This is a genomic window from Mycobacterium sp. ZZG (assembly GCF_054786995.1).
On sequence record NZ_JBTBFV010000007.1, the window covers coordinates 1 to 25,507 of the forward strand.

The following is a 25,507-nucleotide window of genomic DNA, read 5'->3' on the forward strand; positions in this document are numbered from 1 at the left end:
ACCCGGGTCGGGCCGCGAGGTCCAGATGCCCAAACGCCAACGCACCCGCGCCGCGGACAGGGCTGCCCGCATCAAGGCCGAGCGTGAACACAACGCCGCCCAACGACTCATCGAGCAACAACCCCAACAGCCGCACCCGCCACCCGATTACGGCAACGACCCCCCACCCTTCTGAGACGGCGTGCTGGTTTTCAAGAGGCAGGGTGCAGCGGCGGCCCACGAGATAGGCCGCAGGACTTAGCCTTCCGAGGCGGCTTCCAGTTCGGTGAGGGCCTCGCCGGTGAACACGGCCAGCCGTTGCAACCGCGGCAGGCGGTCGCGGCAGCCGACGAACCCGAGGTTCACCGTGTCGGCGTAGCTCTGCAGCGTGATGTTCAACGCCATTCCGTGAATCGGAATCGACACCGGGTAGGTGGCTTCCAGCCGGGAACCGTTGTAGTACAAGCGCTCCCGCGGTCCGGGGACATTGGACACGCAAAGATTGAACGTGTACGGCCACGGCGGTCTCACCCCGGTCAGCGCACCGGCGATCTGTCCGCCGGCCGGGGCCAGCAGCGCTGCGCTGTAGGCGATGATCGCGGCCGGCGACATCGACTGCAGCTGCGTCTTGGCCGCCCGCGTGGCCGTCGTGATCGTCGACAGCCGCTCGACCGGGTCCTCGATGTCGGTGCCCATGGGGGCGAGCATCGCGCCCACCGCGTTGCCGCCGCCTTCATCGCCCTTGGGCCGCACGTTCACGGGTAGAAACGCGATCAGCGACCTGTCCGGCAGCTCGTCGAGCTCGGACAGGAACTTGCGCAGCCCGCCGCCGATGATGGTGAGAGCGACGTCGTTGATCGTCGCCCCGTAAAGAGCGCTCAGTTTCTTGAGCCGGTCGAAGTCGTACTGCTGGGTGGCGAACCTCCGGTTGCGGCTGATCCTCGCGTTGAGGATGCTGTGCGGCGCCGACGCCGACCCCGAGATGTGCCGGTAGTCGCCGTCACGCCGCAACTGCGTGTTCACCAGCGCCGACGCCAGATCGACCGCCGAGCTCACTCCGTTCGTCACCGTCGAACCGACCCCGGAGAGCGTTCGCAGCGCGGCCGTCAACGGATTCGGGGAACCGGCTCCGTCGCCGCCCTGCCTGCTCCTCGACGGGGTGGGCACATTGAAGAACATCCGGGCGTCCCGCGTCTGCGGGTCGGTGGACAGGCTGCGTTCCAGCATCCGCATCGCGGTGTAACCGTCGACGAGCGCGTGGTGGATCTTCATGTACAGCGCGAACCGGCCACCTTCCAGGCCCTCGATGACATGCAGCTCCCACGGCGGTCTGGTCAGGTCGAGATGGTTGCTGTGCAGCCGGGACACCAGGATGCCGAGCTCGCGTTCGTCACCCGGGCTGGCCAGCGCCGAGCGCCGCACGTGGTAGTCGAAGTCGAAGTCCTCGTCGACGACCCAGCTGTGCAGCGGGCTGAACTGAAGTCGCGGATTGGCCAGCTTGCGGTTCCACGGCGGCATTACGTCCAGCCGGCGGGCGTCGTGGATCACCTGGCGCAGGTAGTCGCGCGGCGCATCGGCGGGTGGAGTAAACGGCAGGAGACCGCCGACGTGCATCTTCGAACTCGAGGTTTCGCCGTAGATGAACAGCAAGTCCTCTAGTCCGAGGCGGACCCTCTTGGCGCTCATGGCAGGCACGCTACGCGGGGCATTCACGTTCCACAGAAAGTTCGGAACGAGGAGCTGAACTCCTTTTCGCCGGGCTCGGCGTAGCGCTGCAAGCCGGGACGCTCGTCGAACGGTGCGCTGATGGCCAAGAGCAGCCCGTGCAACGGTTGCAGGTCGCCGCCGGTGGCCGCCGTCAAGGCCTCCTCGACCAGATGGTTGCGAGGGATGTACACCGGATTGACTCGGTCCATCGCCTCGGGATCCGGCCCCAACGCCCGCCAGCGCGCCAGCCATTCGTCGAACGCGGCGAGATCGACGAACTCCCCGCGCACCGGCTCGGCGTCTCCGCGGGCCGCCGTCGCCAACCGGCGGTAGAACGATGTGTGGTCCACCTGGCTCTGCTGCATCTGAGTCAGCAGATCCCGCGCCAGCGCCGGTACCGCTTCGGCTGAGGCCTCGGGCAGCCCGAGCTTGGCCCGCATGCCGTCGGTCCACGCTGTCTCGTAAAGCTCCTGGAATCCGCCCAGCGACGCCTCGGCCTTCGCGATCGCCGTGCCGGTGTCGTCGTCGAGCAGCGGCAGCAGCGCCTCGGCGAACCGCGCGAGGTTCCACAGAGCGATCGACGGCTGGTTGCCGTACGCGTAGCGACCCCAGCTGTCGATGGAGCTGTGCACCGTCGCCGGGTCGAACGCCTCCATGAACGCGCACGGTCCGTAATCGATGGTCTCGCCCGAGATCGTCATGTTGTCGGTGTTCATCACGCCGTGAATGAATCCGACCAGCATCCACTGCGCCACCAGCCGCGCCTGCACCGCGCTGACCGCTTCCAGCAGGGCGAGGTAGGGCTGTTGCGCGTCGGCCGCCGCGGGGTGGTGCCGCGCGATGGCGTGGTCGGCGACACGGCGCAGCAGATCCGCATGGTCCGGCTGCGTGGAGACCGCCGCCGCGTACTGGAACGTGCCGACCCTCAGGTGGCTCGCGGCGACCCGTGCCAGGACCGCGCCCGGCAGCGCGGTCTCGCGGTACACCGGCCGGCCGGTCGCGACCACCGCCAGCGCGCGTGTCGTCGGGATGCCCAGCGCGTGCATCGCCTCGCTGACGATGTACTCGCGCAGCATCGGCCCGACCGCGGCCAACCCGTCACCGCCCCGCGCGAACGGTGTCCGGCCCGAACCCTTCAGGTGCAGGTCGCGCAGCTGCCCGGCGGTGTCGACGAGCTCGCCGACCAGCAGCGCGCGCCCGTCACCCAGCCGCGGTTGGTATCCGCCGAACTGGTGACCGGCGTAGGCCTGGGCGGCCGGTGTCGCGTCCTCCGGGACGCGGGTGCCCACCAACAGGCCGAGTCCGTCGGGTCCGCGCAGCCACTCCGGATCGAGGCCGAGGTCGACGGCCAGGGGCTCGTTGAACGCCAGTAGCTGCGGTTGGGGGGCTTCCTCGGCCTTCCACTGCACCGCCAGCTCCGGAAGCTCGCCGACGAATCGGTTCTGCAGCGCGATACTCACCTCATCCAGCCTACGGAGAGGGCTCGATCACGGCGATCGCGTCGACGCCGTCCTTGATCGAGAACCGGCGGGAGCTGTCCTCCAAGGCCAGCGTGCCGACCGGATTGGCCGGCACGCCGCTGGGCGGCAGGATCAGCGCGCGTTGGCCGGGGGCGACCTCGGCGGACTGCAGCGCCGAGGTCGGCGGCGTGGTCTGCGCGATATGGTCCCCGGTCACCTGCCACACCAGCGGCGGCGTGGTCTGCGGCTGACCGCACTGCCAGGTGGTCAGGCTGAGTTTCGGTTCCCCCTTCGCCGGCCACCACAGCTTGTTGACCCGGGAGCCGGCGTCGGCGGCGGGACCGGCCACGTCTAACGTCACCTGCTCGCCGTCGGCGTCGGACGTGACGATCGCCGCGGTGCCGCAGGTGCTGTCGGTGGTGCGGTACAGCGCATACGCCAGCGTCGCCCCGTCCGGGCTCAGACGGGCCACCGTGACCGGGCTGTTCGCGTCGGCCTGCCCCAGCGGCGCAGGCGCACCCGGACCGCGGACTGCGTACAACGTGTCCGGACCTCCGAAGCGGGACGGCGGCGACTCCACCCGCGCGACGATCGCGGTGCCGCCCCGGGCCACCAGCAGCCGCGGCTCACCCGGCCGTACCCTGGCCACCGGGGGCAGATCGACAATCTGTTGCAGTTCCGGCTGGGACGCCGGGTCGGCGAGATCCAGCCGCATCAACCTGTTCGGCTGCTCCCACCACACGATCACGCTCGCACCCGCGGTGCCCAGCGACGGACCGACCGTGACGTCGCGCGTGGTCGCCTTGCCCGTCGCCACCTCCAGCGTGACCACCTGTCCGTCGGTGGTGCGGGAGAACACGAACCTGTCGTCCTCGGTGGCGATCAGGTCGTTGGACGGGGCGAACGCGCCGGGCGCCGTCGCCGCCACCGTCGTGCCGTCGACGATCCCGAGCTCGTCGCCGGCCCGGTAGGCCAGCAGCGGACCCGTCCGATCCGGCGCCGGACTGGTCGTCGTCGGCTCGAACGGGGAGCGGGAGCTGGTGGGGGTCGTCGCCGTCGTGGTGCCCGGTGCGGGCTCCATGCCGGTGCATGCGGTCAGCACCGCCAGGAGGGTCAGCGCTGCGACGAGGATGGATGGGGTGCGGGGGTTTCTCTGCAGCATGTTCATAAGCGGTCTACACCCATGAAAGCTCACTGGGGCCGCCGGTGCCGCCCCAGGTATGGTGATTTTTTCCGGTCGGCCGGGGGAACGCGAGGCCACGACGATGACGTCGGTGGGCCGCCGGGGGAAGAAACAGTCGTAGATGTGGAGCAACGCTGTGAGCTTGAACACCATCGCTTTAGAGCTCGTGCCGCCCAATGTGGACCGGGGTCGCGAGCAGGCCATGGAGGACGCCGAAAAGGTGTTGCGCTGCTCGGCCGAAGCCGGACTGGCCGGCCGGATCCGGCACGTCATGATCCCCGGGATGATCGAGGAGGACGGCGACCGTCCCATCGAGATGAAGCCGAAGCTCGACGTCCTCGACTTCTGGAACATGATCCGACCCGAGCTGCCCGGCATCAAGGGGCTGTGCACCCAGGTCACCGCGTTCATGGACGAGTCCGCGCTGCAGAAGCGGCTGAGGTTGCTCGGGGAGAGCGGTTTCGAAGGCATCGCGTTCGTGGGAGTGCCCCGCACCCTCAACGACGGTGAGGGCACCGGCGTGGCCCCGACCGACGCGCTGTCGATCTTCGACGAGGTGGTCGACAACCGCGGGGTCATCCTTATCCCGACACGCGAGGGTGAGCACGGCCGGTTCAACTTCAAGTGCGACCGGGGCGCCACCTACGGCATGACCCAGCTGCTCTACTCGGATGCGATCGTCGGATTCCTCAAGGAGTTCGCCGAATCCACCGACCACCGGCCCGAGATCCTGCTGTCGTTCGGTTTCGTACCGAAAGTGGAGAGCCGGGTCGGCCTGATCAACTGGTTGATCCAGGACCCGGGCAACGCGGCCGTGGAGAAGGAGCAGGAGTTCGTCCGGACGCTGTCCGAGACCGACCCCGACGGACGGCGCAAGATGATGGTCGAGTTGTACAAGCGCGTCATCGACGGTGTGGCCGAGCTCGGGTTCCCGCTCAGCGTGCATTACGAGGCGACCTACGGGGTGAACACCGCCGCGTTCGAGACGTTGGCCGAGATGCTGGCCTACTGGGCGCCGGACACCGCTTCGCGCTGAGTTTTCCGCGCTGGTCGCGCGCACCCGCGCGCCGGGATGACGACCGCACGCCTATCGTTGCCGGAGTGCCCGATCCGTCCCCACTCGACGTGCGTGCGCTGCGTGCCCGCCTCGACGGTCTGACGATCAGCGACGCCGCGCGGCTGGAGCGGCGGCTGCGGCAGCTGCGCGAGCCCTCGGCCGAACAACTGCAGCGCCTCGCCGAGAAATTCACCGCCGGGGAGGCCCTGGTCGCCTCGCGGCTCGCCGCGGTACCGCAGATCACCTACCCGGATCTGCCCGTCAGCGAGCGTCGCGACGAGATCGCCGCGGCGATCGCGGCCAACCAGGTGGTGATCGTCGCCGGCGAGACCGGCTCCGGCAAGACCACCCAGCTGCCCAAGATCTGCCTCGAGCTCGGCCGCGGGATCCGCGGCACCATCGGCCACACCCAGCCGCGCCGGCTCGCCGCGCGCACGGTCGCGGCCCGCATCGCCGAGGAACTCGACACCCCGCTCGGGGACGCGGTCGGCTACACGGTGCGGTTCACCGACCAAGCCTCGGACCGGACCCTGGTCAAACTGATGACCGACGGGATCCTGCTCGCCGAGGTGCAACGGGACCGCAGGCTGCTGCGCTACGACACGCTGATCATCGACGAAGCACACGAGCGCAGCCTCAACATCGACTTCCTGCTCGGCTACCTTCGACAGTTGCTGCCCCGGCGGCCGGACCTGAAGGTGATCGTGACCTCTGCGACGATCGAGCCGCAGCGCTTCGCGCAGTTCTTCGGCAATGCGCCGATCGTGGAGGTCTCGGGACGCACCTATCCCGTCGAGATCCGTTACCGGCCACTGGAAGTCCCGGTCACTGCGGACGATTCCGAGGATCCCGACGATCCCGACCACGAGGTGGTGCGCACCGAGCTGCGCGACCCGACCGAGGCGATCATCGACGCCGTCGCCGAGCTGGAGGCCGAGCCGCCCGGTGACGTGCTGGTGTTCCTGTCCGGTGAACGTGAGATCCGAGACACCGCAGAGGCTCTGCCGGCCGTGACCGACCCGGGCCACACGGAGGTGCTGCCGCTGTACGCAAGGCTACCAACGGCCGAGCAGCAGAAGGTGTTTGCACCCGGCCGGACCGCGCGGCGAATCGTGTTGGCCACCAATGTCGCCGAGACATCGTTGACGGTGCCAGGCATCCGCTACGTGGTCGATCCCGGAACCGCGCGGATCTCGCGGTACAGCCGTCGGACCAAGGTGCAGCGGCTGCCCATCGAGCCGATCTCGCAGGCGTCGGCGGCCCAGCGCGCCGGGCGCTCCGGTCGCACCGCGCCGGGGGTCTGCATCCGGCTGTACAGCGAGGAGGACTTCGAATCCCGGCCCCGCTACACCGATCCGGAGATCCTGCGCACCAATCTGGCCGCGGTGATCCTGCAGATGGCGGCGCTCGGCTTCGGCGACGTCGAGGGCTTCGGGTTTCTCGACCCGCCCGACGCGCGCAGTATCCGCGACGGCGTCGCACTGCTGCAGGAACTCGGCGCGTTCGATCAGCAGGCCCACCTCACCGACATCGGACGCCGGCTGGCCCAGATCCCGGTCGACCCGCGTCTGGGCCGGATGATCCTGCAGGCCGACGCCGAGGGCTGTGTGCGCGAGATGCTGGTGCTGGCCGCGGCGCTGTCGATCCCGGACCCGCGGGAGCGGCCCGTCGACAAGGAGGAGGCGGCCCGGCAGAAACATGCCCGTTTCGCCGATCAGCATTCGGATTTCATCTCGTACCTGAATCTGTGGCGCTACCTGAGCGATCAGCGAAAAGAACGCTCCGGCAGCTCCTTTCGCCGGATGTGCCGCGACGAGTTCCTGCACTACCTGCGGATCCGGGAATGGCAGGACCTGGTCGGTCAGCTGCGCGGGATCTGCCGTGACATCGGCATCCGGGAGGGTGACGCCAGCGACGAGCCTGCCGACCCCGCGCGGGTGCACGCCGCGCTGACCGCAGGCCTGCTCTCGCACATCGGGATGCGTGACACCGACGGGCGCACCTACCAGGGTGCCCGCAACGCCCGGTTCGTGCTCGCCCCCGGTTCGGTGCTCAGCAAGCGCCCGCCGCGCTGGGTCGTGGTCGCCGACCTGGTCGAGACGAGCAGGTTGTTCGGCAGGACCGCGGCGCGTATCGAGCCGGAAGCGGTCGAGCGGGTGGCCGGACATCTGGTGCAGCGCAGCTACAGTGAGCCGCACTGGGACGCCGAGCGGGGTGCGGTGATGGCCTACGAGCGGGTCACCCTCTACGGCCTGCCGCTGGTGGCGCGCCGCCGGGTCGGCTATGCGCAGGTCGATCCCGAGGTTGCGCGCGAACTGTTCATCCGGCACGCGCTGGTCGAGGGTGACTGGCAGACCAAGCACCACTTCTTCCGCGACAACGCCAGGCTGCGTGAGGAGCTCGCCGCGCTGGAGGACCGTGCCCGCCGCCGCGACCTGCTGGCCGGCGACGACGAGATCTTCGCGTTCTACGACGCCCGCGTGCCCGCCGACGTGGTGTCGGCGCGGCACTTCGACGGGTGGTGGCGCAAGCAGCGGCACCGCACGCCGGATCTGCTCACCATGACCCGGGATGACCTGCTGCGCAACGAGGCCGGCGCCGAGCAGCCCGACGCCTGGCAGGCCGGGGACCTGTCGCTTCCGTTGACCTACCGGTACGAGCCGGGTGCAGCCGACGACGGCGTCACCGTGCATGTCCCGGTCGACGTGCTCGCGCGGCTCGGCGGCGATGACTTCGCCTGGCAGGTACCCGCGCTGCGCGAGGAATTGCTCACAGCTCTGATCAAATCGCTGCCCAAGGACCTGCGCCGCAACTTCGTCCCCGCGCCGGACACCGCCAAGGCGCTGCTCGCGTCGATCGGTCCCGACAGCGGGCCGCTGCTCGATGCGGTGCAGCGCGAATTGCGGCGCCGCACCGGCATTCTCGTGCCGATCGACGCGTTCGACCTGGAAAAGGTGCCGCCGCATCTGCGGGTCACGTTCGCCGTCGAGGACGCCCAGGGCGCCGTGGTGTCCCGCGGCAAGGACCTCGCGGAACTGCGCCGCGAGCTCGCCGCCCCCACCCGCCAGGCCGTCGCGGCCACCGTCGCCGCCGGGCTGGAGCGCACCGGGCTGCGGGACTGGCCGCAGGATCTCGCCGAACTGCCGCGGGTCGTCGAGAACCTAGGTGCTTCAGGGCATCTGGTGCGTGGTTACCCCGCGCTGGTGGATACCGGCGCCGCGGTGGACATCCGGGTCTTCGCCACGAAGGCCGAACAGGATGCCGCGATGCCGCACGGCAGCCGGCGGCTCTTGCTGCTCGCCGGCCCGTCGGTGGCCAAGAACGTCGAGCGCGGCCTGGACACCCGCACCCGGCTGATGCTGGGCGCCAACCCGGACGGCTCCCTGTCGGCGCTGATCGACGACTGTGCCGCAGCGGCCGCGCAGATCATCGTGCCCGTACCGGTGTGGACCAGAGAAGAATTCGCCGCTGCACGAAAACGGCTGACCGCCAACCTCGCGCAAACCACCGCCGATGTGGTGCGGCGGGTGGAGCGGGTGCTCTCGGCGCTGCGCGAGGTCGAGGTCGTGCTGCCGTCGAAGCCGACGCCGATGCAGGCCGACGCCGTCGCCGACATCCGCGCGCAGCTGGCCGCTCTGGTGCCACCGGGATTCGTCGCGGCGACCGGCGCCGCGCGACTCGGGGACCTGGCCCGCTACCTGACCGCCATCGGTCGCCGGCTGGAGCGCCTGCCATCCGCTCCCGCCGCGGACCGGGAGCGGATGGGTCGCGTCGCTGCGGTGCAGGCTGAGTACGACGCACTGCGGCAGGCGTTGTCGCCCGCGCGCGCGGCGGCGGCCGATGTGCGCGACATCGCCCGCATGATCGAGGAGCTGCGGGTGAGCCTGTGGGCGCAGCAGCTCGGCACCGCCCGGCCGGTCAGTGAACAGCGCATCTACCGGGCCATCGATGCGGCCAGCGTTGCCGGTTCCAGCTAGCCCAGCGAGGCGATCCGGGCGACCGTGAGGGCAGCGGTGAGCTGCAGCAGATCGGCGGGCCGGGCCAGACTCAGCCCGGTCAGTTCCTCCAGCCTGCGGACTCGCTGGGCGACGGTGTTCGGGTGCAGATGCAGCGCCTGCGCTGCCGCACGTCTGTCCAGGCCGTGTGTGAGAAGCACGCGGGCGGTGCGCAACAACTCCGTGGACCGGGCGCGGTCGTAGTCCGCCGCGCGACCGAGCACCGCGGTCGCGAACTCGCGCAGCCGGCCTGGGTCGTCGAGTTGCAGCAACAGGTGGTCGATGGTCGGTTCGTCGAGGTCGATCACCGCCGGGGCGCCGCGCTCCCCGGCAAGATCGAGGGCGCCGCGGACGGTGCGGAAGCAGCCGGGCAGTTCCCGCGCGGCGACCTGACGTGACACCGCGGCGGTCGGAGTCTCGGGAATCCGTGCCGAGCGCAGGAATTCGAGCAGCCTGCCGGCGGTCTGGACCGGAACCTCCGCGCCGGCGGGCCAGACCAAGACGAGGTCGCCGCGATGCAGAGCCACCAACGGGCGCGGTGTCACACCGGTGACGAAACGGTCTGCCGCCGCCAGAGTGCGTTCATCGGCCGGGCGCAGTGCGATCAGGCTCTGGGCACCGGACAGATCCCAGCCCAGGCGCCGGGCGCGGTCGAGCAACGCCGGTATGCCGGCCTCGTCGGCGCCGAGCAGGTCGGCGACCAACGACCCTCGGATCCGCTGCTCGACCTCGGCTGCGGTGCGTGCCCGCAACAGCTCGAGCGCGGTGACGACCGTGGCGTGCTCGACGGCGCGCATGTCGAGCCCGGACAGCTCAAAATCAGCCGCGGCCACGTGGATTCGCGCCACCGTGTCGCCGTCGAGGTTCACCTCGGCGACGACGTGGTCATCACCGCGTGGATCGAGCGCCGACCCGTTCACGTCGGCGAGTGGCTCGTCGTAGAGGTCCTCGATCAGCACGCCGCGGTCGAGGAGCTCCGACAACGCGGTGGCCACGCCGGACACGCCTTCGCCGCGCAGAGCGGTGGCTGTCAGCAGCGTGTGGATCTCCTCGGCGCGACGGAGTTCACGAATCGTCGCCTGTTCCTTCGCGCGCAGCTGTGCCGTGCCCAGCGCGATCGCGACCTGCGTGGCGAGTGTGGTCACCAGGGTGACTTCGGCGCGGTCGAAGCGATGGGGTGCGGCGCGGTAGCCGTTGAGGGCACCGACCACGGTCCCGGACCGCCGCAGCGGTACCGAGATCAGCGCGCGGTAGCCCTGCTCCTGGGCGACGCCACCCCAGGTGAAATCCGGCACCAGCTCGATGTCCTCGAGAGTGACCACCTCTCCGCTGCGGTAGGCGAGGCTGGTCGGCGCCTCGTGGTCGCCCCGGGCATCCACCAGAATCGGACGATTCGCGTTGACCTGGGCGATGTAGTCGGCGGAGAGGCCATACGAGCCTTCGATCGTGAGCGCCCGACCGCCGTCATCAGGGAGGAAGACCGCGCAGAAGTCGTAACCGAGCAGCGTGCACGCGGTGCGGGCCACGCGGCCGAGCACCTCGGCGACGGGCTCGTCGCCACCCACGGCTTCGCCGATCTCCGCGAGCGCGCTCAGCCAGTGCTCGAAGGGATCCGACCCATCTTGTGTGCGCGTGGACATGTTCATGAGCATAAGTGTGTGCTCTCAGACATTGCTGGGTGTAATCCCGAACCCGCATCGTAGGGGTCGTGATCGCCATCACAGAACCAGGAGGTCGACGGATGGATCTTTCGCTTCGCATCGGTGCGAGACGGGGCCGACGAATGGGCGGAGTCGCCCTCGGCATCCTCCTCGCTGCCCTGCTCACCGTCACCACGGCCTGCTCGGCGGGCCTGGGCGGGCCCGCGTCGTCCCGGTCCGCCCGCGACGGAGTCATCCGGTTCACCTTCGCGCCCGATCCGATCTGGGACTACATGCACGACACCGGCATCGTCGACGAGTGGCAGCGCGACACCGGCTACACGATCGAGACGAGCGCCACCTGGGACGAATTCGGCCTCTTCGCCGGTGGCCACGCCGACATCATCTCCACCGCGTCCTTCGAGGTGCCCGGCCTGGAGGAGCAGACGCAGCGCGAGACCGTGATCATCGGCAAGTACAACGCCGAGCGCAGCCGCATCCTGGTCCGTGCCGACGATCCGGCACAGTCCCTCGCCGACCTGAAGGGCAGACGCCTCGGGGTGTTCACCACCGTGTCCGGCACGCTGGTGTGGAGTGCCTTGGTCAAGCGTATGCACGACCTGACCGTCGTCGACGGCGACTTCGACGTGGTGGTCGCCGACATCCAGAACCTGTCGAACCTGCTGGCGCGTGGTGAGATCGACGCCTGCATCTGCTATCCGGACCTCTCGGCGCGCGAACTGCGGGACGGGTCGGTGCGGCCGCTGTATGACGGCAAGTCCTCAGCCGACCTGTTCGCCGAACTCGTCGCTCCGGGCCACGACGGCCCGATGGGGAACGTCTTCGTCGCCCGCAAGGACTGGGTCGACGACCACCCCGCAGAGGTGTCGGCCTTCCTCGACCTGTGGGACCGCGGCCTGTCCGAATGGCAACAACACCGCGACGAGATGATCGAGCGCTATCCCCAGCATTTCGCAGTCGCCACTGCTGAGGACGTCGAATTCATGAAAGCTTATGTGGCCGAGCATGACTGGGTCACCGAAGAGGTGCGATTCGATCCGCAGTGGGCGCAGGACGAGAGCTCCATCTTCGACCTGATGCGCGCCACCGATGTCATCGGAGACGAGGTCACCGACCCGCAGTTCCTGCCGACCGAAGGAGTCCAGAAGTGACCCAGACCGTCGCCCCGCCGGACACCCGGCCCGAACCGGCGCCGCCTGGCCGGCCCCGACCGCCGCGTCCTGCCCTTGCCCACCGGCGCTGGCTCGTCTCCGGTCTGGCGCTCCTGCTGGCCCTTGGCACATGGGCGGCGCTGGCCGCCTGGGTCGACGACCCGATCCTGCCGCGCCCGTCCGTGGTCGGCGAACAAGTCGTCGCGATCGTCGTCTCGGGCGAGGCGGTCACCAACTTCGCGACCAGCATCGCCAAGATCGCCGCCGGATTCGCGATCGCGATGGCCGGTGGGCTCGTCATCGGATTCCTCATGGGCCGTTCACGATTCATGACCTCGTACTTCTCGCTTCCGCTCTTCGTGCTCGGCAACATGCCCGGGCTGACATACGCGGTATTCGGGCTGCTGATCTTCGGGGTCGGCGCCGGCGGCCCGATCGTGGTGTCGGCGCTGGTGGCGCTTCCGTTCATCGCGATGAACGTCGCAGAGGGGGTGCGCTCGGTGGACGGCAACCTGCTCTCGATGTGCCGGGCCTTCGAGCGCAGCCGGTCCGACGTGCTGCGACACCTGTATCTGCCCGCGCTGACGACGTTCGTGTTCGCCGGTGTGCGGTACGGCTTCGCGATGGCGTGGAAGGTCGAGGCGCTCACCGAGGTGTTCGGCGCCAGCTCCGGCGTCGGGTTCATGATCCGCAAGGCCTACCAGGAGTTCCAGGTCGCCGACATGCTCGCCTGGACCGGGCTGTTCATCGTCGCGATGGTGCTGATCGAACGGGGCCTGGCCCACCTGGAAAACCGGTTCTTCGCCTGGCGGAAGGAAATCGCATGACCACCCAGACCCAGACCTGGCAGCGTCAGCTGCGCGGGCAGGCCGGCTCTGTCACGGCCGTCGTCGCCGCGGTGCTCAGCATCCTGGCGGCCTGGCAGCTCGCCGTCGCCGTCGGCAACCGGGTGCCGTCGATCGGCGACAGCGTTGCCCGGCTCGGCAGCGAAGCGGCAGCCGGTGAGCTGTGGCACAACCTGGCGCTGAGCATGAACCGGTTCGCACTGGGCCTCGCGCTCGCACTCGTCGTGGGCGCCGCCCTCGGCGTGATGATGGGGCTGTCTCGCGTGGCCGATCTGGCGCTGTCCGACCTGACCGCCGCGGCACTGGCGATCCCCGCCGTCATCTGGGCGTTGCTGACCACGATGTGGTTCGGTTTCGGCTGGCTGACCCCGGTGGTCACGGTGTTCCTGTCCGGGCTGCCGTTCGTCGTCGTCAACATCGCCAAGGCCACCCGGGCGGTGCCCGCCGACCTGGTGCTGATGGCCCGCTCGTTCGGGGTGCCGCATCGCCGCGTCCTGCGCGAGATCGTCGTTCCCGCCGTCGCCGGATCAACCATCGCCGCAGTGCGATTCGCGATCATGAGCGCCTGGAACGGGCTCCTGCTGGCCGAGTGGTTCGGTGCCACCTCGGGCGTCGGCTGGCGGGCCCGCTACTGGTACGACGCCAACCAGCTCGACGGCTTCCTCGCCTGGGTGCTGGTGTTCATCCTGCTGCTGGTCGTCGCCGACCTGCTGATCCTGGGCCCCATCGAGCGCTTCGCCACCCGCTGGCGCACCGTCTAGAAAGCGAGAAATCATGGCTTCCATCGAAATTCAGGGTCTCGTCAAGGAGTTCACGGACCGCCGCGGTGCGGTCACGCGCGTCATCGACGGCGTCGACCTCACCATCTCGGGCGAGACCTTCGTCTCTGTCGTCGGCCCCTCCGGCAGCGGCAAGACCACGCTGCTCAACATCGTGTCCGGCATCGAGACCCACACTGCCGGACAGGTCCGGCTCCGTGCCGGATCCCGAGATGCCCGGGTGGGCTACGTGTTCCAGGATCCGCGCCTGCTGCCGTGGCGCACGGTGATGGCCAACCTGGCCTTCGTCCAGCATGAGCGGGCCGGCTGGCAGGAGCGAGCCCGCCACTACCTCGACCTCGTCGGGCTCGGACACTGCGCCGACCGCTTCCCGGCCCAGCTGTCCGGTGGGCAGCAGCAGCGCATCGGTATCGCCCGCGCGTTCGCCGTCGAACCCGACGTGCTGCTGATGGACGAACCGTTCAGCCACCTCGACGCGATGACCTCGCGCACGCTGCGCGAGCACCTGGAGCGCATCTGGCTGGAGTCGCGGCGCACCGTCATGTTCGTCACCCACGACGTGACCGAGGCCGTGCAGCTGTCCGACCGCATCGTCGTGCTCGAACCCGGTGGCCGCATCCACGAGATCATCGATGTCGATCTGCCGCGGCCGCGTCGCGCGTCCGATCCGGCCGTGGCCGTGCTGCAGGCCGAGATCCTGGCTCGCTTCGAAGCTCTCGAGTCCAAGGTCGCCGCGGTATGAGCGTCCGGTCCGGCCCTATCGACGTCCACGCCCACTGGCTGCCGCGGGACCTGTTCGGCCTTGCTCCCGGCTCTCCGGTGCCCCCGCTCGGAGACCGCGGCGGGCAGCTGCACCTGGGCGAGCTGCCGCTGTCGATCGAAACCGACGCGATGAGCGACATCGGGCGCGTCCTCGCCGACACGGACGCCGCGGGTCTGGGTGCTCGTGTGTTGTCCGCGCCGCCGTTCGCGTTTCCGGTCGTCGACCACGCCGAGGTCGACGCGTTCGTCGGCGCCTACAACCAGGAGCTGGAGAGGGTGTGCCGCGACAGCGGCGGACGCCTGCTCGGCCTCGGCCTGGTGTCACTGCACCAGCCCGAGTCGGCGCGTAAACAGATTGCGGCGCTGGCTTCCTCGGGCATCACACCGGGCATCGCGGTGCCTCCACTGCTGGGCGCCACCTCGTTCGACGCGGCCCCGATGCGGGACATCCTCGTGGCGGCCGCCGAGTACGGGCTGGCCGTGCTGGTACACCCGATGCAGCTCGCGCGGCAGGAATGGTCCTCCTACTACCTGGCCAACCTCGTCGGAAACCCGGTCGAGACCGCCACCGCCGCTGCGGCCCTGACCCTCGGCGGAGTGCTCGACGAGATCGACGGTCTGCGCGTCTGCCTGGTGCACGGCGGCGGCTGTGCACCTGCCCTGGTCGGACGCTGGCAGCACGGGTGGCAGCAGCGGGCCGACGTCCGGTCGGCAGGCTCACGGGCTCCCCGCGACGCGTTCACCGACCTGTGGTTCGACACGCTGACCCACGACGTGCCCTCCCTCGGACTGCTTGCTGCACAAGCTGATCCGTCACACCTGATGTGCGGCAGCGACTATCCGTTCGACATGGGCACCGACAGGCCCCTGGCGCTACCGCACGCGGCGGGCATCGACGACGCCGCGTTGGAATCCAACGCCCGGGCCTTCCTCGGGCTGACCACAGGAGAACGACATGATTGATTGGAGCGGCCACCGGGCGATCGTCGTCGGTGGTTCCATCGGCGGTCTGACCACCGCGCTGCTGCTGCGGCGCCTCGGCTTCGACGTCGCGGTCTTCGAACGCACCCCCAGCAACCTCGACGGCCGCGGCGGTGGGATCGTGCTGCAACCGGACACGCTGCGCTGGTTCGTCGAGTGCAGCCAGCAGCATCCCGAGACCGTGAGTACATCAACGCATTTCGTGCAGTATCTGGGTGCAGACAACTCGGTGATCCATCGCGAGGCGGCACCGTGGAGCTATACCTCCTGGGGCACCTTCTACCGCGCGCTGCTGGCGGACTTCGGCCCCGACGCCTACAACCTGGGCGAGTACGCCGCCGGCTTCGACCAGGACGCCGACGGCGTGGACGTGAGATTCACCTCCGGACGGCGGGAGCGCGCCGAACTCGTGGTGTTCGCCGACGGCATCACCTCGCCGAGCCGGCGCCGCATCTCGCCGGAGTCCCGGCTGGAGTACTCGGGCTACGTGGGCTGGCGCGGCACCGTGCCCGAAGGTCAGGTGTCCCCCGAAACGTTCGAGTTGCTCAAGGATTCGATCAGCTACAGCCTGGGGCCCCAGACCCACATCAATGTCTATCCGATACCGTCTCCCAACGGCGGGCTCCGCCCAGGCGAGCGGCTGTTGAACTACGTGTGGTACCGCAACGTCGCGCAAGGGTACGAGCTCGACGAGTTGATGACCGACAAGCGTGGCTTCATCGCGGGTGTCTCGCTGCACCCGGGACAGGTGCAAGACCGCTTCGTCGACGAGATGCGCTCGGTGGCAGCCGAAGTGCTGGCTCCGGCGGCAGCCGAGGTGGTGGTACGCACCGAGCAGCCCTACCTGCAGGCGGTGTACGACGTCGGCGCCCGTCAGATGGCGTTGGGGCGAGTCGCACTCGTCGGCGACGCCGCCAGCGCGGCCCGGCCGCATGCCGCGGCCGGCACCGCGAAGGCGGCCGCGAACGCATGGGCGTTGCACGACGCCCTGGCCGACAGTGCCGATATCGCCGAGGCTCTCGCCAAGTGGGAACCCGGCCAACTCGAGCTCGCGCAGCGGTTGCTGCGCCGGGTCAAGGAAATGGGCACGCGGTCCCAGGTCACCGGCACCTGGGTACCCGGCCACCCCGACAACCGGTTCGGCCTGTACGGGCCGGGCCACTAGACCGAAAGGCACACGATGACAAGCACACACGACCATCTGACCGACGCCCCGCTGGCGGGCACCCTGATCGGCACCGATTTCGAGGGCTGGACCGAGGAACTGCGCGCCGAGTTCGAGACCCACTCGCACGACGGGCATGTCGGCTCCCGGCTGCTCAGCGAGAACGAGCGGGTACGGGTGTGGGAGATCCGGCTGGCTCCGGGGCAGCGCTGGCACGCCCACCGCCACGTGCTGGACTACTTCTGGACCGCGGTCAACGCCGGCCGCAGCAGGCAACACACGTCGGACGGCACGACGCGCGACGTGTCCTACAACGCCGGCGAGACACGGCATTTCATGTTCGCCGAAGGCGAGTACCTGCTGCACGACATCGAGAACGTCGGGGATGACGAGCTGGTGTTCACGACCGTGGAGCACCTCGACTCGGCGAACGCGCCGCTGGATCTCTAGGGACTGATCGCCGGACTGCTCGGATCGATCAGGATCTTCGCGTGCGCCTCCGGGTCGGCCAGCGCGTTGAACGCCGCGGCCACGCCGCCGAGTCCGACCGTCCCGGTCACCAGCGGCGTCGCATCGAGCTTGCCGTCGGCGAGCATGTGCAGGGTGTCCCGGAATTCGATGGGCGTGTAACCGAACACGAACCGCAGGTCGATCTCCTTGCCGATCGCCATCGCGGGGCGCAGCTTGTCGTCACCCATGCAGACGCCGACCACCACCACCCGCGAGGCCAGCGGCGCGGCGCCGATCACCCCGTCGATCATGCCGGGCACCCCGACGCACTCGAAGATCACCGGCCGCTTCGGCGCTGTCCCGCCCAGCCGGTCGGCGACGCGGTACACGTGCGCCCAGCCGGGGATCCTGCGCAGCTTCTCCATCGAGCCGACACCGAGTTCGTAGAGCGCGGGCAGTTCGGTCAGGCCGCGCTGTTTGGCCGGCACCGCGTCGTACGGGGACTCCTCGGCCGGGTCGACGACGACGTCGGCGCCGCACCGGGTAGCCAGCGCGCGTCGGCCCGGGGAGAAGTCACTGGCGACGATGGTGTGCACGCCGCGCGCCTTCAGGTGGCAGATCACCGCCAGCCCCACCGGTCCGCAGCCCAGCACGATCGCGACGTCCTTGGCGGTGACGTCACTGCGGCGCACCGCGTGGTAGGCCACCGCCATCGGCTCGGTAAGGGCGGCGACCGCGGAGTCGAGGCCGTTGGGCACCACGAACGTCAGCGCCGCCTCGGCGAGCACCTGCTCCGCGTAGCCGCCGGGAGCCTTCGGCGACAGACCGGTCAGATGCACGCCGCCGTCGGCGCGCACCAGCGGAAACGACACCACCGTCGTACCCGGGGAGAATTCCTTGCCCGCCTTGCGGCCCCGCTCGGCGACCACCCCGCAGAACTCGTGGCCCATCACCACCGGGGTGTCGCTGCGCGCGAAGTCGCGATAGCCGCCCTCGGCCATCACCTCGGTGAGTTCGTCGGCGTGATCCTTGGCGTGCAGGTCCGATCCGCAGATCCCGCACCGCAGCACGTCGAGCACCAGCTGGCCCTCGGCGGGCTGTGGGGAGGGCAGGTCGACGACCTCCAAAGTCCCGTGCACACAGCTGACCGCTTTCATTCCGCCATCGTCGCACGGTAGAACGGCGATATGACTCCCTCTTCGCAAAGGACCGCGTCGCAGTTGTGGGCCGGGATGATCCTGGTCGTGGTGGCCGGCACCGTCTCGCCCGTCGCGCACGCCGAGCCGGCCGTGCCGGTGGTCGAGCCGGTCGTGCTGGAGGAGATGCCGCACGACGCGCAGGCTTTCACCCAGGGATTCGAGATCAGCGGGCCGGTCCTCTACGAGGGCACCGGGCTGGCCGGGGAGTCGCAGCTGCGCACCCTCGACCCCGACACCGGTGAGGTGACCCGCGCGGTCGACATCCCGGGCGACTACTTCGGGGAGGGCATCACCGTGGTCGGGGACCGGATCTGGCAGCTGACCTACCGCGACGGCGTGGCCGTCGAATGGGACAAGGCCGACCTGACCCCGGTGCGGGAGGTCCCGTTGTCCGGGGAGGGATGGGGGCTCTGTTACGACGGCGAGCGGTTGATCCGCAGCGACGGAAGCAACCGGCTGACGTTCCACGATGCCGCCGGCTTCGCCGAGACCGGCGGTGTCGACGTCACCCGCGACGGCCGTGCCCTCAACGGGCTCAACGAGCTGGAGTGCGTCGACGGCCGGGTGTGGGCCAACCTGTGGCCGTCGGACAACATCGTGCGGATCGACCCGGAGAGCGGCGCGGTGGACCTCGTCGTCAACGCCGCCGGGCTGCGCGCCCGCGGCATCCCGCCCAGCGCCCAGGTACTCAACGGCATCGCCCACGTCGCCGGTGACGAATTCCTGCTGACCGGCAAAGACTGGCCGACGACGTTCCGGGTCCGGTTAGGGTGACCGCTGTGGGCAAGGCGCGCTCGTTGACGATCGTCGCGGTGGCCTATGTCCTGGCTGTCGGTGTCGGGGCGGCGTGGCTGGTGTGGGGCCCGGCCACCGGCCGTCTGTGGCTCGACACGCTGATCGCCGACGTCCTGGCCACCCTGGTGGTGTTCGGATTCAGCCGCGCCTACCGCAATTCCAGCTTCTACGACGCCTACTGGAGCGTCATCCCGCCGCTGCTGCTGGTCTACTGGTGGAGCCAGGGCGACGGCGACGCCCTGCGGTGCTGGCTGGTCGCGGTGCTCGTGCTGGTGTGGGCGGTGCGCTTGACCGGCAACTGGATATACGCGTTTCCCGGGCTGCACCACGAGGATTGGCGCTACCCGATGTTCCGGTCGCGGGCCGGCCGGTGGGAGTTTCTCGCCGACCTCGGCGCGATTCACCTGATCCCGACGCTTCAGGTGTTCCTCGGGATGGTGCCGGTCTACGTCGCGGTCACCACACCCGGTCGCGGGCTGGTGTGGCTCAGCGTGGTCGCATTCGTCGTCGGGATGGCGGCGGTGGCAGTCGAGTTCGTCGCCGACGTGCAGATGCACCGATTCGTCCGCGACCGGCGCCCGGGTGAGGTGATGGACCGCGGGTTGTGGGGCTGGTCGCGGCATCCCAACTACTTCGGCGAGTTCGGATTCTGGTTCGCTCTGGCGCTTTTCGGGCTCGCTGCGGCGCCGGGGGCCTGGTGGCTGTTCGTGGGTGCGGCGGCGATGCTGGCCATGTTCCTCGGCGCCAGCATCCCGATGATGGAGACCCGAAGCCTCGAGCGTAGGCCCGGTTACCAGGCCGTCATCGACCGGGTGTCGCGGTTCGTGCCCCGCCCGCCGGCGAAGGTGAGTGCGTGAAGCGGGTCGTCATCGCCGGGCTGGGCGACACCGGCGTCCTCACCGCGATCAAGCTGGCCCGCCACGCCCAGGTGGTCGGTATCTCCGCCAAACCGGGGCTGGTGAGCGGCCAGGAGCTGGGCTGGCGGCTGGCCCGGCCCGACGACTGGGCCCGGTACAACTGGATCCCGTTCGGCCGCTTCCGCGGCCTCGACGGCGTGCGCACGGCGCACGGCACCCTGACCGGTGTGGATCTCGAATCCCGCTGTGTGCTGGTCGAACTCGCCGACGGATCGGCGACCCAGGTGCCCTACGACGCGCTCGTCATCGCCACCGGCGTGACCAACGGGTTCTGGCGCAGGCCGACCCTGCAGGACGCGGCGCAGGTCGGCGCCGACCTGCGCGACCCGCACGACCGCCTCGCCGCCGCAGGGTCGGTGATCGTCGTCGGCGGCGGCGCCGCGGCCGTCAGCAGCGCCGCCCAGATCGCCACCGCGTGGCCGGGCAAGCCCGTCGACCTGTACTACCCGGGCGAGCGGGCACTCGTCGGTCATCACCCCCGTACGTGGAACTCGGTGCGGCGCAGGCTGATCGACGCCGGAGTGCGGCTGCACCCTGGCCATCGTGCGGTGCTGGACCCCACGTTCGCCGCCGCTGAACTGACCAGCGGGACCGTGCGGTGGAGCACCGGCCAGCCACCCGCGTCCGCCGATGCCGTGCTGTGGGCGATCGGCCGCGTCACGCCCAACACCGGGTGGCTGCCCGCTGAGCTGCTCGACGAGCGCGGGTTCGTGCGCGTGACCCCGACGCTCCAGGTGCCCGGCCACCCCGAGGTGTTCGCCATCGGTGACGTGGCCGCGACTGATCCGCTGCGCAGCTCGGCCCGCAACCGCGCCGACGGACTGCTCGCCCGCAATGTGCGCGCCTCGTTCACCGGCAGGGCGTTGCGGGACTACCGCGCGCCCACCCGGCGATGGGGTTCGGTGTTGGGCATCCAGCCCGACGGTCTCGAGGTGTTCACGCCCAACGGCAGGGCGTTCCGGTTTCCGGCGTGGTCGTTCGAGCGGGTGCTGATGCCCTGGATCGTGCGGTGGGGGATCTACCGCGGAATCAGATCCGCGGCATCTCGGCGTTGATCCGGTCCAGCAGCTGGGGATAGCGTTTGGCCTCGCGGTGAGGCCCTGGCTTGCCGCTGCTGACCACCGCCACCGACAGCGCCCGCTGCGGGTCGGCCCACACCGCGATGTCGGTGAGCCCGGTGTGTCCGAACGCGCCTGCGGCGTCCCGGCCGAATGGACCGAATCGCTTGGAGCCCAACATGTAGCCAGTGCCCCACCGCATCGGCGCCAGGCCGGTGGCCAGATCCGGCCGTAACCGGCGCGCCTCTCGGGTGGCCGCATACAGCGTCTCCGGCGAGAGGATCCGTACTCCGTCGAGTTCTGCACCGCGGCAGAGGATTTCGGCAAATCGGGACAGTTCGTTGGCGTTGGACACGGTGTTCGACGACGGGATGACGCCGGTCAGGAACTCACGCGTGTTGGAGAACGGGATGATCTGCTGCGGGGTGCCGCCCACCGCCGCCTTGAACGCCTTGGCGATCGGGGCAGGCAGCGGCCTGCCGGTCACGTGGCTGGGTGCGACCAGCGGAACGTCTTGTGGGGCAACGCCGTAGTTGGTCCATCTGAAGCCCAGCGGGTCGAGGATCTGCTCGGCCAGGATGTCGCGGATACTGCGGCCGGTGGCCGCGGAGATGATCTCGCGCATCAGCGGTCCCCACGTCACGCCGTGGTAGATGTGGACCAGCCCCGGCCGATACACCGGCTTCATCCGGCTCAGCATCTCCCGCGCGTACTCGCTGTCGTCCATGCGCTTGAGGTCGGGCTTCGGCCCCGTCGCGAACGGGATGCCGGCGCTGTGGGTGAGCACGTGCCGGATCGTGGTGCGGTCCTTGCCGTGGCTCGTGTACGTCGGCAGATAGTCACACACCCGGTCCTCCAGCGAGAACGCCCCGCGCTCGACGAGCATGTGCGTCACCGTCGTGGTGATCGCCTTGGCCGCCGAGTAGACACAGAACGGGGTGTCGGTGCGGACCGGGACGTCCTCCCAGGCGTAGCCGATGGCACGGTCGAGGATCACCCGGCCCTCGCGGCGCAGGCACACCTGGATTGCCGGCTGCATCCCGGCGCGGTACCAGTGCACCGCCGCCTGCCAGATCCGCTCGACGGCGTCCTCCAGGCCGGCGTTGTCCTCGGCTCCGATCGAGGTGACCGCGCGATCGCTCAGCGCGGGCCTCCGGAGAACATGCCGCTGCCGATCGCCTGCGTGAGCTGACCCAGCAGCTCGCCGGGGCCGGGCTGCGGAGGCATCGGGGCGTTGGTGAGCTGCCAGGCCTGGCAGTCGCTGGTGGTGAAGGTCGTGTCGGTCGGCAGGATCTGCACGAACGACGGCTTCTTGGTCAGCCGGTTGTCGAGCATCTCCTCGCCGGCAGCACGCTTCCAGTAACAGGCGCCACCGTCGACCGGTCCGGCCGACTGATACACGCCCGGCACGATCTCGGTGCCGACGGTGTACGTGCCGTCAGCGTCGATCGTTGTCTTCGGTGCCTCGGCGGGTTGGGTGTCGGCGGGTTGTGCACCGGCCGTCGGTGCGGCCGCGCCCCAGCCGGCGATCACCGCCGCGGCCATCACGGCTACCTTCGTCAGCCTCATAGGAAGTCAGTCTAAGCGTTGCGGCGGCGGGGGAGAACCCGCCGCCGCAACGTCCGCAACGTTGTGGTGTAGATCAGCCGGCCATGAACGTGTCGTAGGCCGACTGCAGATCCGCCGGCAGCACGCCCACGTTGCAGTTGCGCTGCGTGTCGCCGATCGGGGCGAGGATGCCGCGCAGGTCGTAGTACTCCGCCGGGTTGGCGGTGAAATAGCCCCGCAGGTTGGCCTCGGCCTCGGGCCGCGGCTGGTTCATCGCCGCGGTCACGGCCTGGTTCGCGCCCGGGTGGGTGTCGAGGTACTGCCGCGCCTGCGCGGTGACCGAGCTGACGGTCCCGGTGAGCGAGCTCGCGGTGCACTGGGCCGGCTGCGCCCCCGCCATCGGTGCCGCCACGGTTGCTGCGGCCACGCCGCCGAGCAGACATGCGGCCGAGACGCCGGCCACGGCGCGCCGACGGGCGCGCACGGTAAAACCATTGAGATTCATGATTGGTTGGTCCTTCGCATTGTGAATCGGTTGCTGCTTCCCCCGGCTGAGATCCAAGGTAGCCGAATCCTGAAGTGGTCAAACGTAACTCGTCGGCGCCGACGACCGCCTGGGCCGAGCGTTACAGGGTGCGGGCGTGACGTTGACCTCAATTCCGGGGTGTAACCGGCCCGACGATCCCCGCTGCGGTTTCCAAACCATGAAACTTCTCAGAATTCGCCGGGTTTGCTTAAGTGATCGTGATCTGGGTCGTCACCGAATCGTTACCGAGCAAAAGCCGCGGGCAGGCGAGATAAGTTGGTGATCGTGAAACTGGACCTGCTGACACCCGGCATCGAGGTCGGGCTCGTCACCACCGACCCGGGCCCGATGGTCGCCTTCTACGAGGGATTCCTCGAACTTGAGCCCCAAGGCGACATCGAGTTCGACGGGGGCTCACAGCGGCGCTACTCACTCGGGGGCAGCGTGCTCAAACTCGTCACCTACACGACGGCGCCCGCTGCTCCCGCCGCACCCGGCGGCGGCCGCGCGCAGGCGGGTCTGCGGTACTTCACGATCGGGGTGAACGGTCTACGCGCCGTCGCCGACGCGTTCGCCGCATCCGAATACGAAGTGGTGGAGCCGCTCACCGAGTATGCGCCGGTGCCCGGCATGGGCTGGATGTTCGTCGCCGACCCCGACGGCAACCACATCGAGTTGTTCGGGACGCTCTGACATGGGTTACCCCTACCCGTCCGGCACCCCCGCGCAGGCCCCGACGTGCTACCGGCATCCCGACCGTCAGACCTACGTCCGCTGCACCCGCTGCAACCGATTCATCTGCCCGGAATGCATGCACAGCGCCGCTGTCGGCCATCAGTGCGCCGACTGCGTCGGCGAGGGCGCCCGGTCCGTCCGACCGGTCACCAACGCCGTCGGTGCCCGCGCGCCGCGGTCGACGACGCCGCTGGTCACCTACGTGCTGATCGGCGTCAACCTGCTGATGTTCGCACTGCAGATGGCGTCTCCGGAGCTCGAACGCGCCCTCGGGCTGTGGCCGCCCGCCGCCGCCGACGGTGAGCTGTACCGGCTGCTGACCTCGGCGTTCCTGCACTTCAGCCTCACCCACATCGCGTTCAACATGCTGGCGCTGTATTTCGTCGGCCCGCCGCTGGAGTTCGCGCTCGGGCGGCTGCGGTTCGTCGCGCTCTATCTGCTCAGCGCGCTGGGCGGCTCGGTGCTGGTGTACCTGCTCACGTTCAACGCGCTCACCGCCGGCGCGTCCGGGGCGGTTTTCGGATTGTTCGGTGCGACGTTCGTGGTGGGCCGCAAGCTGAACATGGACGTGCGGTCGGTCGTCGCGATCATCGTGCTGAACCTCGCGTTCACGTTTCTGATCCCGCTGTTCACCTCGCAGAACATCAGCTGGCAGGGCCATGTCGGCGGGCTGGTGACCGGTGCGGTGGTGGCCGCGGCCTTCGTCTACGCCCCGCGCGGGCAGCGCAACCTGGTGCAGGGCGCTGCGGCCGCCGGGTTGCTGGTGCTGTTCGTCGCGCTGGTCGTGTGGCGCACTGCCGAGTTGCAGAGCATGCTCGGACTGAGCTGAATGGGTATGGGGGGGAGATGCTCGGCCTACCGGACCGCATCCGCGCATGTCTGTTCGATCTCGACGGCGTGCTCACCGACACCGCCAGCGTGCACCGCCGCGCCTGGAAGGCGATGTTCGACGAGTACCTGCGCAGCCGTGCCGAACACGGCGTGCCCTACGTGCCCTTCGATGCGGGTGCGGACTACGAGCGCTACGTCGACGGCAAACCGCGCCTGGACGGGGTCCGCTCGTTCTTGGAAAGCCGCGGCATCGTCTCCGACGCCCAGACCGTGTCGCACTTGGGCGACCGAAAGAACCGGATGTTCAACCAGAGCCTGCACAGCGACGGGGTCACCGTGTTCGACGGGTCGCGGCGGTATCTGCAGGCGGCCACCGACGCCGGGTTGCGGCGCGCGGTGGTGTCGTCGAGCGCCAACACTCGCGACGTACTCGAGCTCACCGGACTGGACGTCTACATCGAGGAGCGTGTCGACGGCGTGACGCTGCGTGAGGAGAACCTGCCCGGCAAACCGGCCCCTGACTCGTTCCTGCGAGCCGCGGAACTGCTCGGCGTGTCCCCGGCGGACGCGGCCGTCTTCGAGGATGCGCTGTCCGGGGTGGCCGCCGGGCGCGCCGGTGATTTCGGCCTGGTGGTCGGCGTCGACCGGACCGGACAGGCCGAGGCCCTGCGGCGCAACGGCGCCGACATCGTCGTCACCGACCTCGGGGAGCTGCTCTGAGCA

23 protein-coding genes are annotated in these 25,507 nt (G+C 69.4%); 15 read left to right on the forward strand and 8 right to left on the reverse strand.

Annotated features, from left to right (window positions below; all coding sequences use genetic code 11):
- Positions 1-237: 237 nt before the first annotated feature.
- Genes ACXMYJ_RS06385 through ACXMYJ_RS06395 form a run of 3 tightly spaced genes read right to left on the reverse strand, consistent with a single transcriptional unit; the run spans position 238 to position 4,308 of the window.
- Positions 238-1,665, reverse strand: coding sequence for a WS/DGAT/MGAT family O-acyltransferase (locus ACXMYJ_RS06385; protein WP_260755925.1), 1,428 nt, complete (start codon positions 1,663-1,665; stop codon positions 238-240).
- 23 nt (positions 1,666-1,688) lie between these two features.
- The gene (locus ACXMYJ_RS06390) at positions 1,689-3,146 is read right to left on the reverse strand and encodes a protein adenylyltransferase SelO (protein ID WP_460354813.1); all 1,458 of its coding nucleotides are present in this window, start codon (positions 3,144-3,146) and stop codon (positions 1,689-1,691) included.
- A gap of 10 nt (positions 3,147-3,156) precedes the next feature.
- Positions 3,157-4,308, reverse strand: a complete 1,152-nt coding sequence (locus tag ACXMYJ_RS06395) for a hypothetical protein (protein WP_260755923.1) — start codon at positions 4,306-4,308, stop codon at positions 3,157-3,159.
- A 157-nt stretch (positions 4,309-4,465) separates the two neighbouring features.
- Here ACXMYJ_RS06395 and ACXMYJ_RS06400 point away from each other — a divergent pair, with 157 nt between their 5' ends.
- Complete coding sequence (locus ACXMYJ_RS06400; protein ID WP_313901354.1) at positions 4,466-5,365, forward strand: mycobacterial-type methylenetetrahydrofolate reductase; 900 nt, start codon at positions 4,466-4,468, stop codon at positions 5,363-5,365.
- Positions 5,366-5,430: 65 nt separating this feature from the next.
- Positions 5,431-9,363 (forward strand): ATP-dependent RNA helicase HrpA, encoded by a 3,933-nt coding sequence (gene hrpA, locus ACXMYJ_RS06405; RefSeq protein ID WP_460354818.1) that lies wholly within the window; start codon positions 5,431-5,433, stop codon positions 9,361-9,363.
- Here hrpA and ACXMYJ_RS06410 read toward each other — a convergent pair.
- Entirely contained in the window at positions 9,360-11,021 is a 1,662-nt protein-coding gene (locus tag ACXMYJ_RS06410) for a helix-turn-helix domain-containing protein (RefSeq protein ID WP_260755920.1), read from the reverse strand. The two genes, hrpA and ACXMYJ_RS06410, sit on opposite strands and share 4 nt — an antisense overlap.
- 143 nt (positions 11,022-11,164) lie before the next feature.
- On the opposite strand from ACXMYJ_RS06410, the gene ACXMYJ_RS06415 reads away from it, so the two are divergent.
- Genes ACXMYJ_RS06415 through ACXMYJ_RS06445 form a run of 7 tightly spaced genes read left to right on the forward strand, consistent with a single transcriptional unit; the run spans position 11,165 to position 17,175 of the window.
- The gene (locus tag ACXMYJ_RS06415) at positions 11,165-12,193 is read left to right on the forward strand and encodes an ABC transporter substrate-binding protein (protein ID WP_260755919.1); all 1,029 of its coding nucleotides are present in this window, start codon (positions 11,165-11,167) and stop codon (positions 12,191-12,193) included.
- On the forward strand, positions 12,190-13,020 hold the full coding sequence (locus ACXMYJ_RS06420; protein WP_260755918.1) for an ABC transporter permease: 831 nt from the start codon (positions 12,190-12,192) through the stop codon (positions 13,018-13,020). Before ACXMYJ_RS06415 ends, ACXMYJ_RS06420 begins: the two co-directional genes overlap by 4 nt.
- A complete protein-coding gene (locus tag ACXMYJ_RS06425) occupies positions 13,017-13,799 on the forward strand; it encodes an ABC transporter permease (RefSeq protein WP_260755917.1) in 783 nt (260 codons plus the stop codon). Before ACXMYJ_RS06420 ends, ACXMYJ_RS06425 begins: the two co-directional genes overlap by 4 nt.
- A 13-nt stretch (positions 13,800-13,812) precedes the next feature.
- Complete coding sequence (locus ACXMYJ_RS06430; protein ID WP_443188456.1) at positions 13,813-14,559, forward strand: ABC transporter ATP-binding protein; 747 nt, start codon at positions 13,813-13,815, stop codon at positions 14,557-14,559.
- Positions 14,556-15,542: an amidohydrolase family protein gene (locus tag ACXMYJ_RS06435; protein ID WP_460354823.1), complete on the forward strand. Its 987-nt coding sequence runs from the start codon at positions 14,556-14,558 to the stop codon at positions 15,540-15,542. The genes ACXMYJ_RS06430 and ACXMYJ_RS06435 overlap by 4 nt, the downstream gene beginning before the upstream one ends.
- Positions 15,535-16,725, forward strand: coding sequence for an FAD binding domain-containing protein (locus tag ACXMYJ_RS06440; RefSeq protein ID WP_460354826.1), 1,191 nt, complete (start codon positions 15,535-15,537; stop codon positions 16,723-16,725). The genes ACXMYJ_RS06435 and ACXMYJ_RS06440 overlap by 8 nt, the downstream gene beginning before the upstream one ends.
- A 15-nt stretch (positions 16,726-16,740) precedes the next feature.
- Entirely contained in the window at positions 16,741-17,175 is a 435-nt protein-coding gene (locus ACXMYJ_RS06445) for a cupin domain-containing protein (RefSeq protein ID WP_260755913.1), read from the forward strand.
- On the opposite strand, the gene ACXMYJ_RS06450 is transcribed toward ACXMYJ_RS06445, so the two are convergent.
- Positions 17,172-18,332, reverse strand: coding sequence for a zinc-binding dehydrogenase (locus ACXMYJ_RS06450; RefSeq protein WP_260755912.1), 1,161 nt, complete (start codon positions 18,330-18,332; stop codon positions 17,172-17,174). The genes ACXMYJ_RS06445 and ACXMYJ_RS06450 overlap by 4 nt on opposite strands.
- 30 nt (positions 18,333-18,362) lie before the next feature.
- Here ACXMYJ_RS06450 and ACXMYJ_RS06455 point away from each other — a divergent pair, with 30 nt between their 5' ends.
- From ACXMYJ_RS06455 to ACXMYJ_RS06465, 3 genes are read left to right on the forward strand one after another with little or no spacing between them, the layout of a single operon-like run.
- Positions 18,363-19,148 (forward strand): glutaminyl-peptide cyclotransferase, encoded by a 786-nt coding sequence (locus ACXMYJ_RS06455; RefSeq protein ID WP_443188460.1) that lies wholly within the window; start codon positions 18,363-18,365, stop codon positions 19,146-19,148.
- 5 nt (positions 19,149-19,153) lie between these two features.
- Positions 19,154-20,026, forward strand: a complete 873-nt coding sequence (locus tag ACXMYJ_RS06460; protein WP_313901353.1) for a DUF1295 domain-containing protein — start codon at positions 19,154-19,156, stop codon at positions 20,024-20,026.
- Positions 20,023-21,141 (forward strand): FAD-dependent oxidoreductase, encoded by a 1,119-nt coding sequence (locus ACXMYJ_RS06465; RefSeq protein WP_460354829.1) that lies wholly within the window; start codon positions 20,023-20,025, stop codon positions 21,139-21,141. The genes ACXMYJ_RS06460 and ACXMYJ_RS06465 overlap by 4 nt, the downstream gene beginning before the upstream one ends.
- Here ACXMYJ_RS06465 and ACXMYJ_RS06470 read toward each other — a convergent pair.
- The 3 genes from ACXMYJ_RS06470 to ACXMYJ_RS06480 all read right to left on the reverse strand — a co-directional run bounded on the left by ACXMYJ_RS06470 (position 21,116) and on the right by ACXMYJ_RS06480 (position 23,197).
- Positions 21,116-22,183 (reverse strand): beta-lactamase family protein, encoded by a 1,068-nt coding sequence (locus ACXMYJ_RS06470; protein WP_260755908.1) that lies wholly within the window; start codon positions 22,181-22,183, stop codon positions 21,116-21,118. The two genes, ACXMYJ_RS06465 and ACXMYJ_RS06470, sit on opposite strands and share 26 nt — an antisense overlap.
- Positions 22,184-22,284: 101 nt before the next feature.
- On the reverse strand, positions 22,285-22,713 hold the full coding sequence (locus tag ACXMYJ_RS06475; RefSeq protein ID WP_260755907.1) for a hypothetical protein: 429 nt from the start codon (positions 22,711-22,713) through the stop codon (positions 22,285-22,287).
- Between the two features lie 73 nt (positions 22,714-22,786).
- Positions 22,787-23,197, reverse strand: a complete 411-nt coding sequence (locus ACXMYJ_RS06480) for a heme-binding protein (RefSeq protein WP_260755906.1) — start codon at positions 23,195-23,197, stop codon at positions 22,787-22,789.
- A 300-nt stretch (positions 23,198-23,497) separates the two neighbouring features.
- Between ACXMYJ_RS06480 and ACXMYJ_RS06485 the strand changes: the two genes are divergently transcribed.
- Genes ACXMYJ_RS06485 through ACXMYJ_RS06495 form a run of 3 tightly spaced genes read left to right on the forward strand, consistent with a single transcriptional unit; the run spans position 23,498 to position 25,504 of the window.
- On the forward strand, positions 23,498-23,911 hold the full coding sequence (locus tag ACXMYJ_RS06485; RefSeq protein ID WP_260755905.1) for a VOC family protein: 414 nt from the start codon (positions 23,498-23,500) through the stop codon (positions 23,909-23,911).
- 1 nt (position 23,912) lies between these two features.
- Positions 23,913-24,782, forward strand: coding sequence for a rhomboid family intramembrane serine protease (locus tag ACXMYJ_RS06490; RefSeq protein WP_260755904.1), 870 nt, complete (start codon positions 23,913-23,915; stop codon positions 24,780-24,782).
- A 17-nt stretch (positions 24,783-24,799) separates the two neighbouring features.
- Positions 24,800-25,504, forward strand: coding sequence for a beta-phosphoglucomutase family hydrolase (locus tag ACXMYJ_RS06495; protein WP_460354835.1), 705 nt, complete (start codon positions 24,800-24,802; stop codon positions 25,502-25,504).
- Positions 25,505-25,507 lie beyond the last annotated feature (3 nt).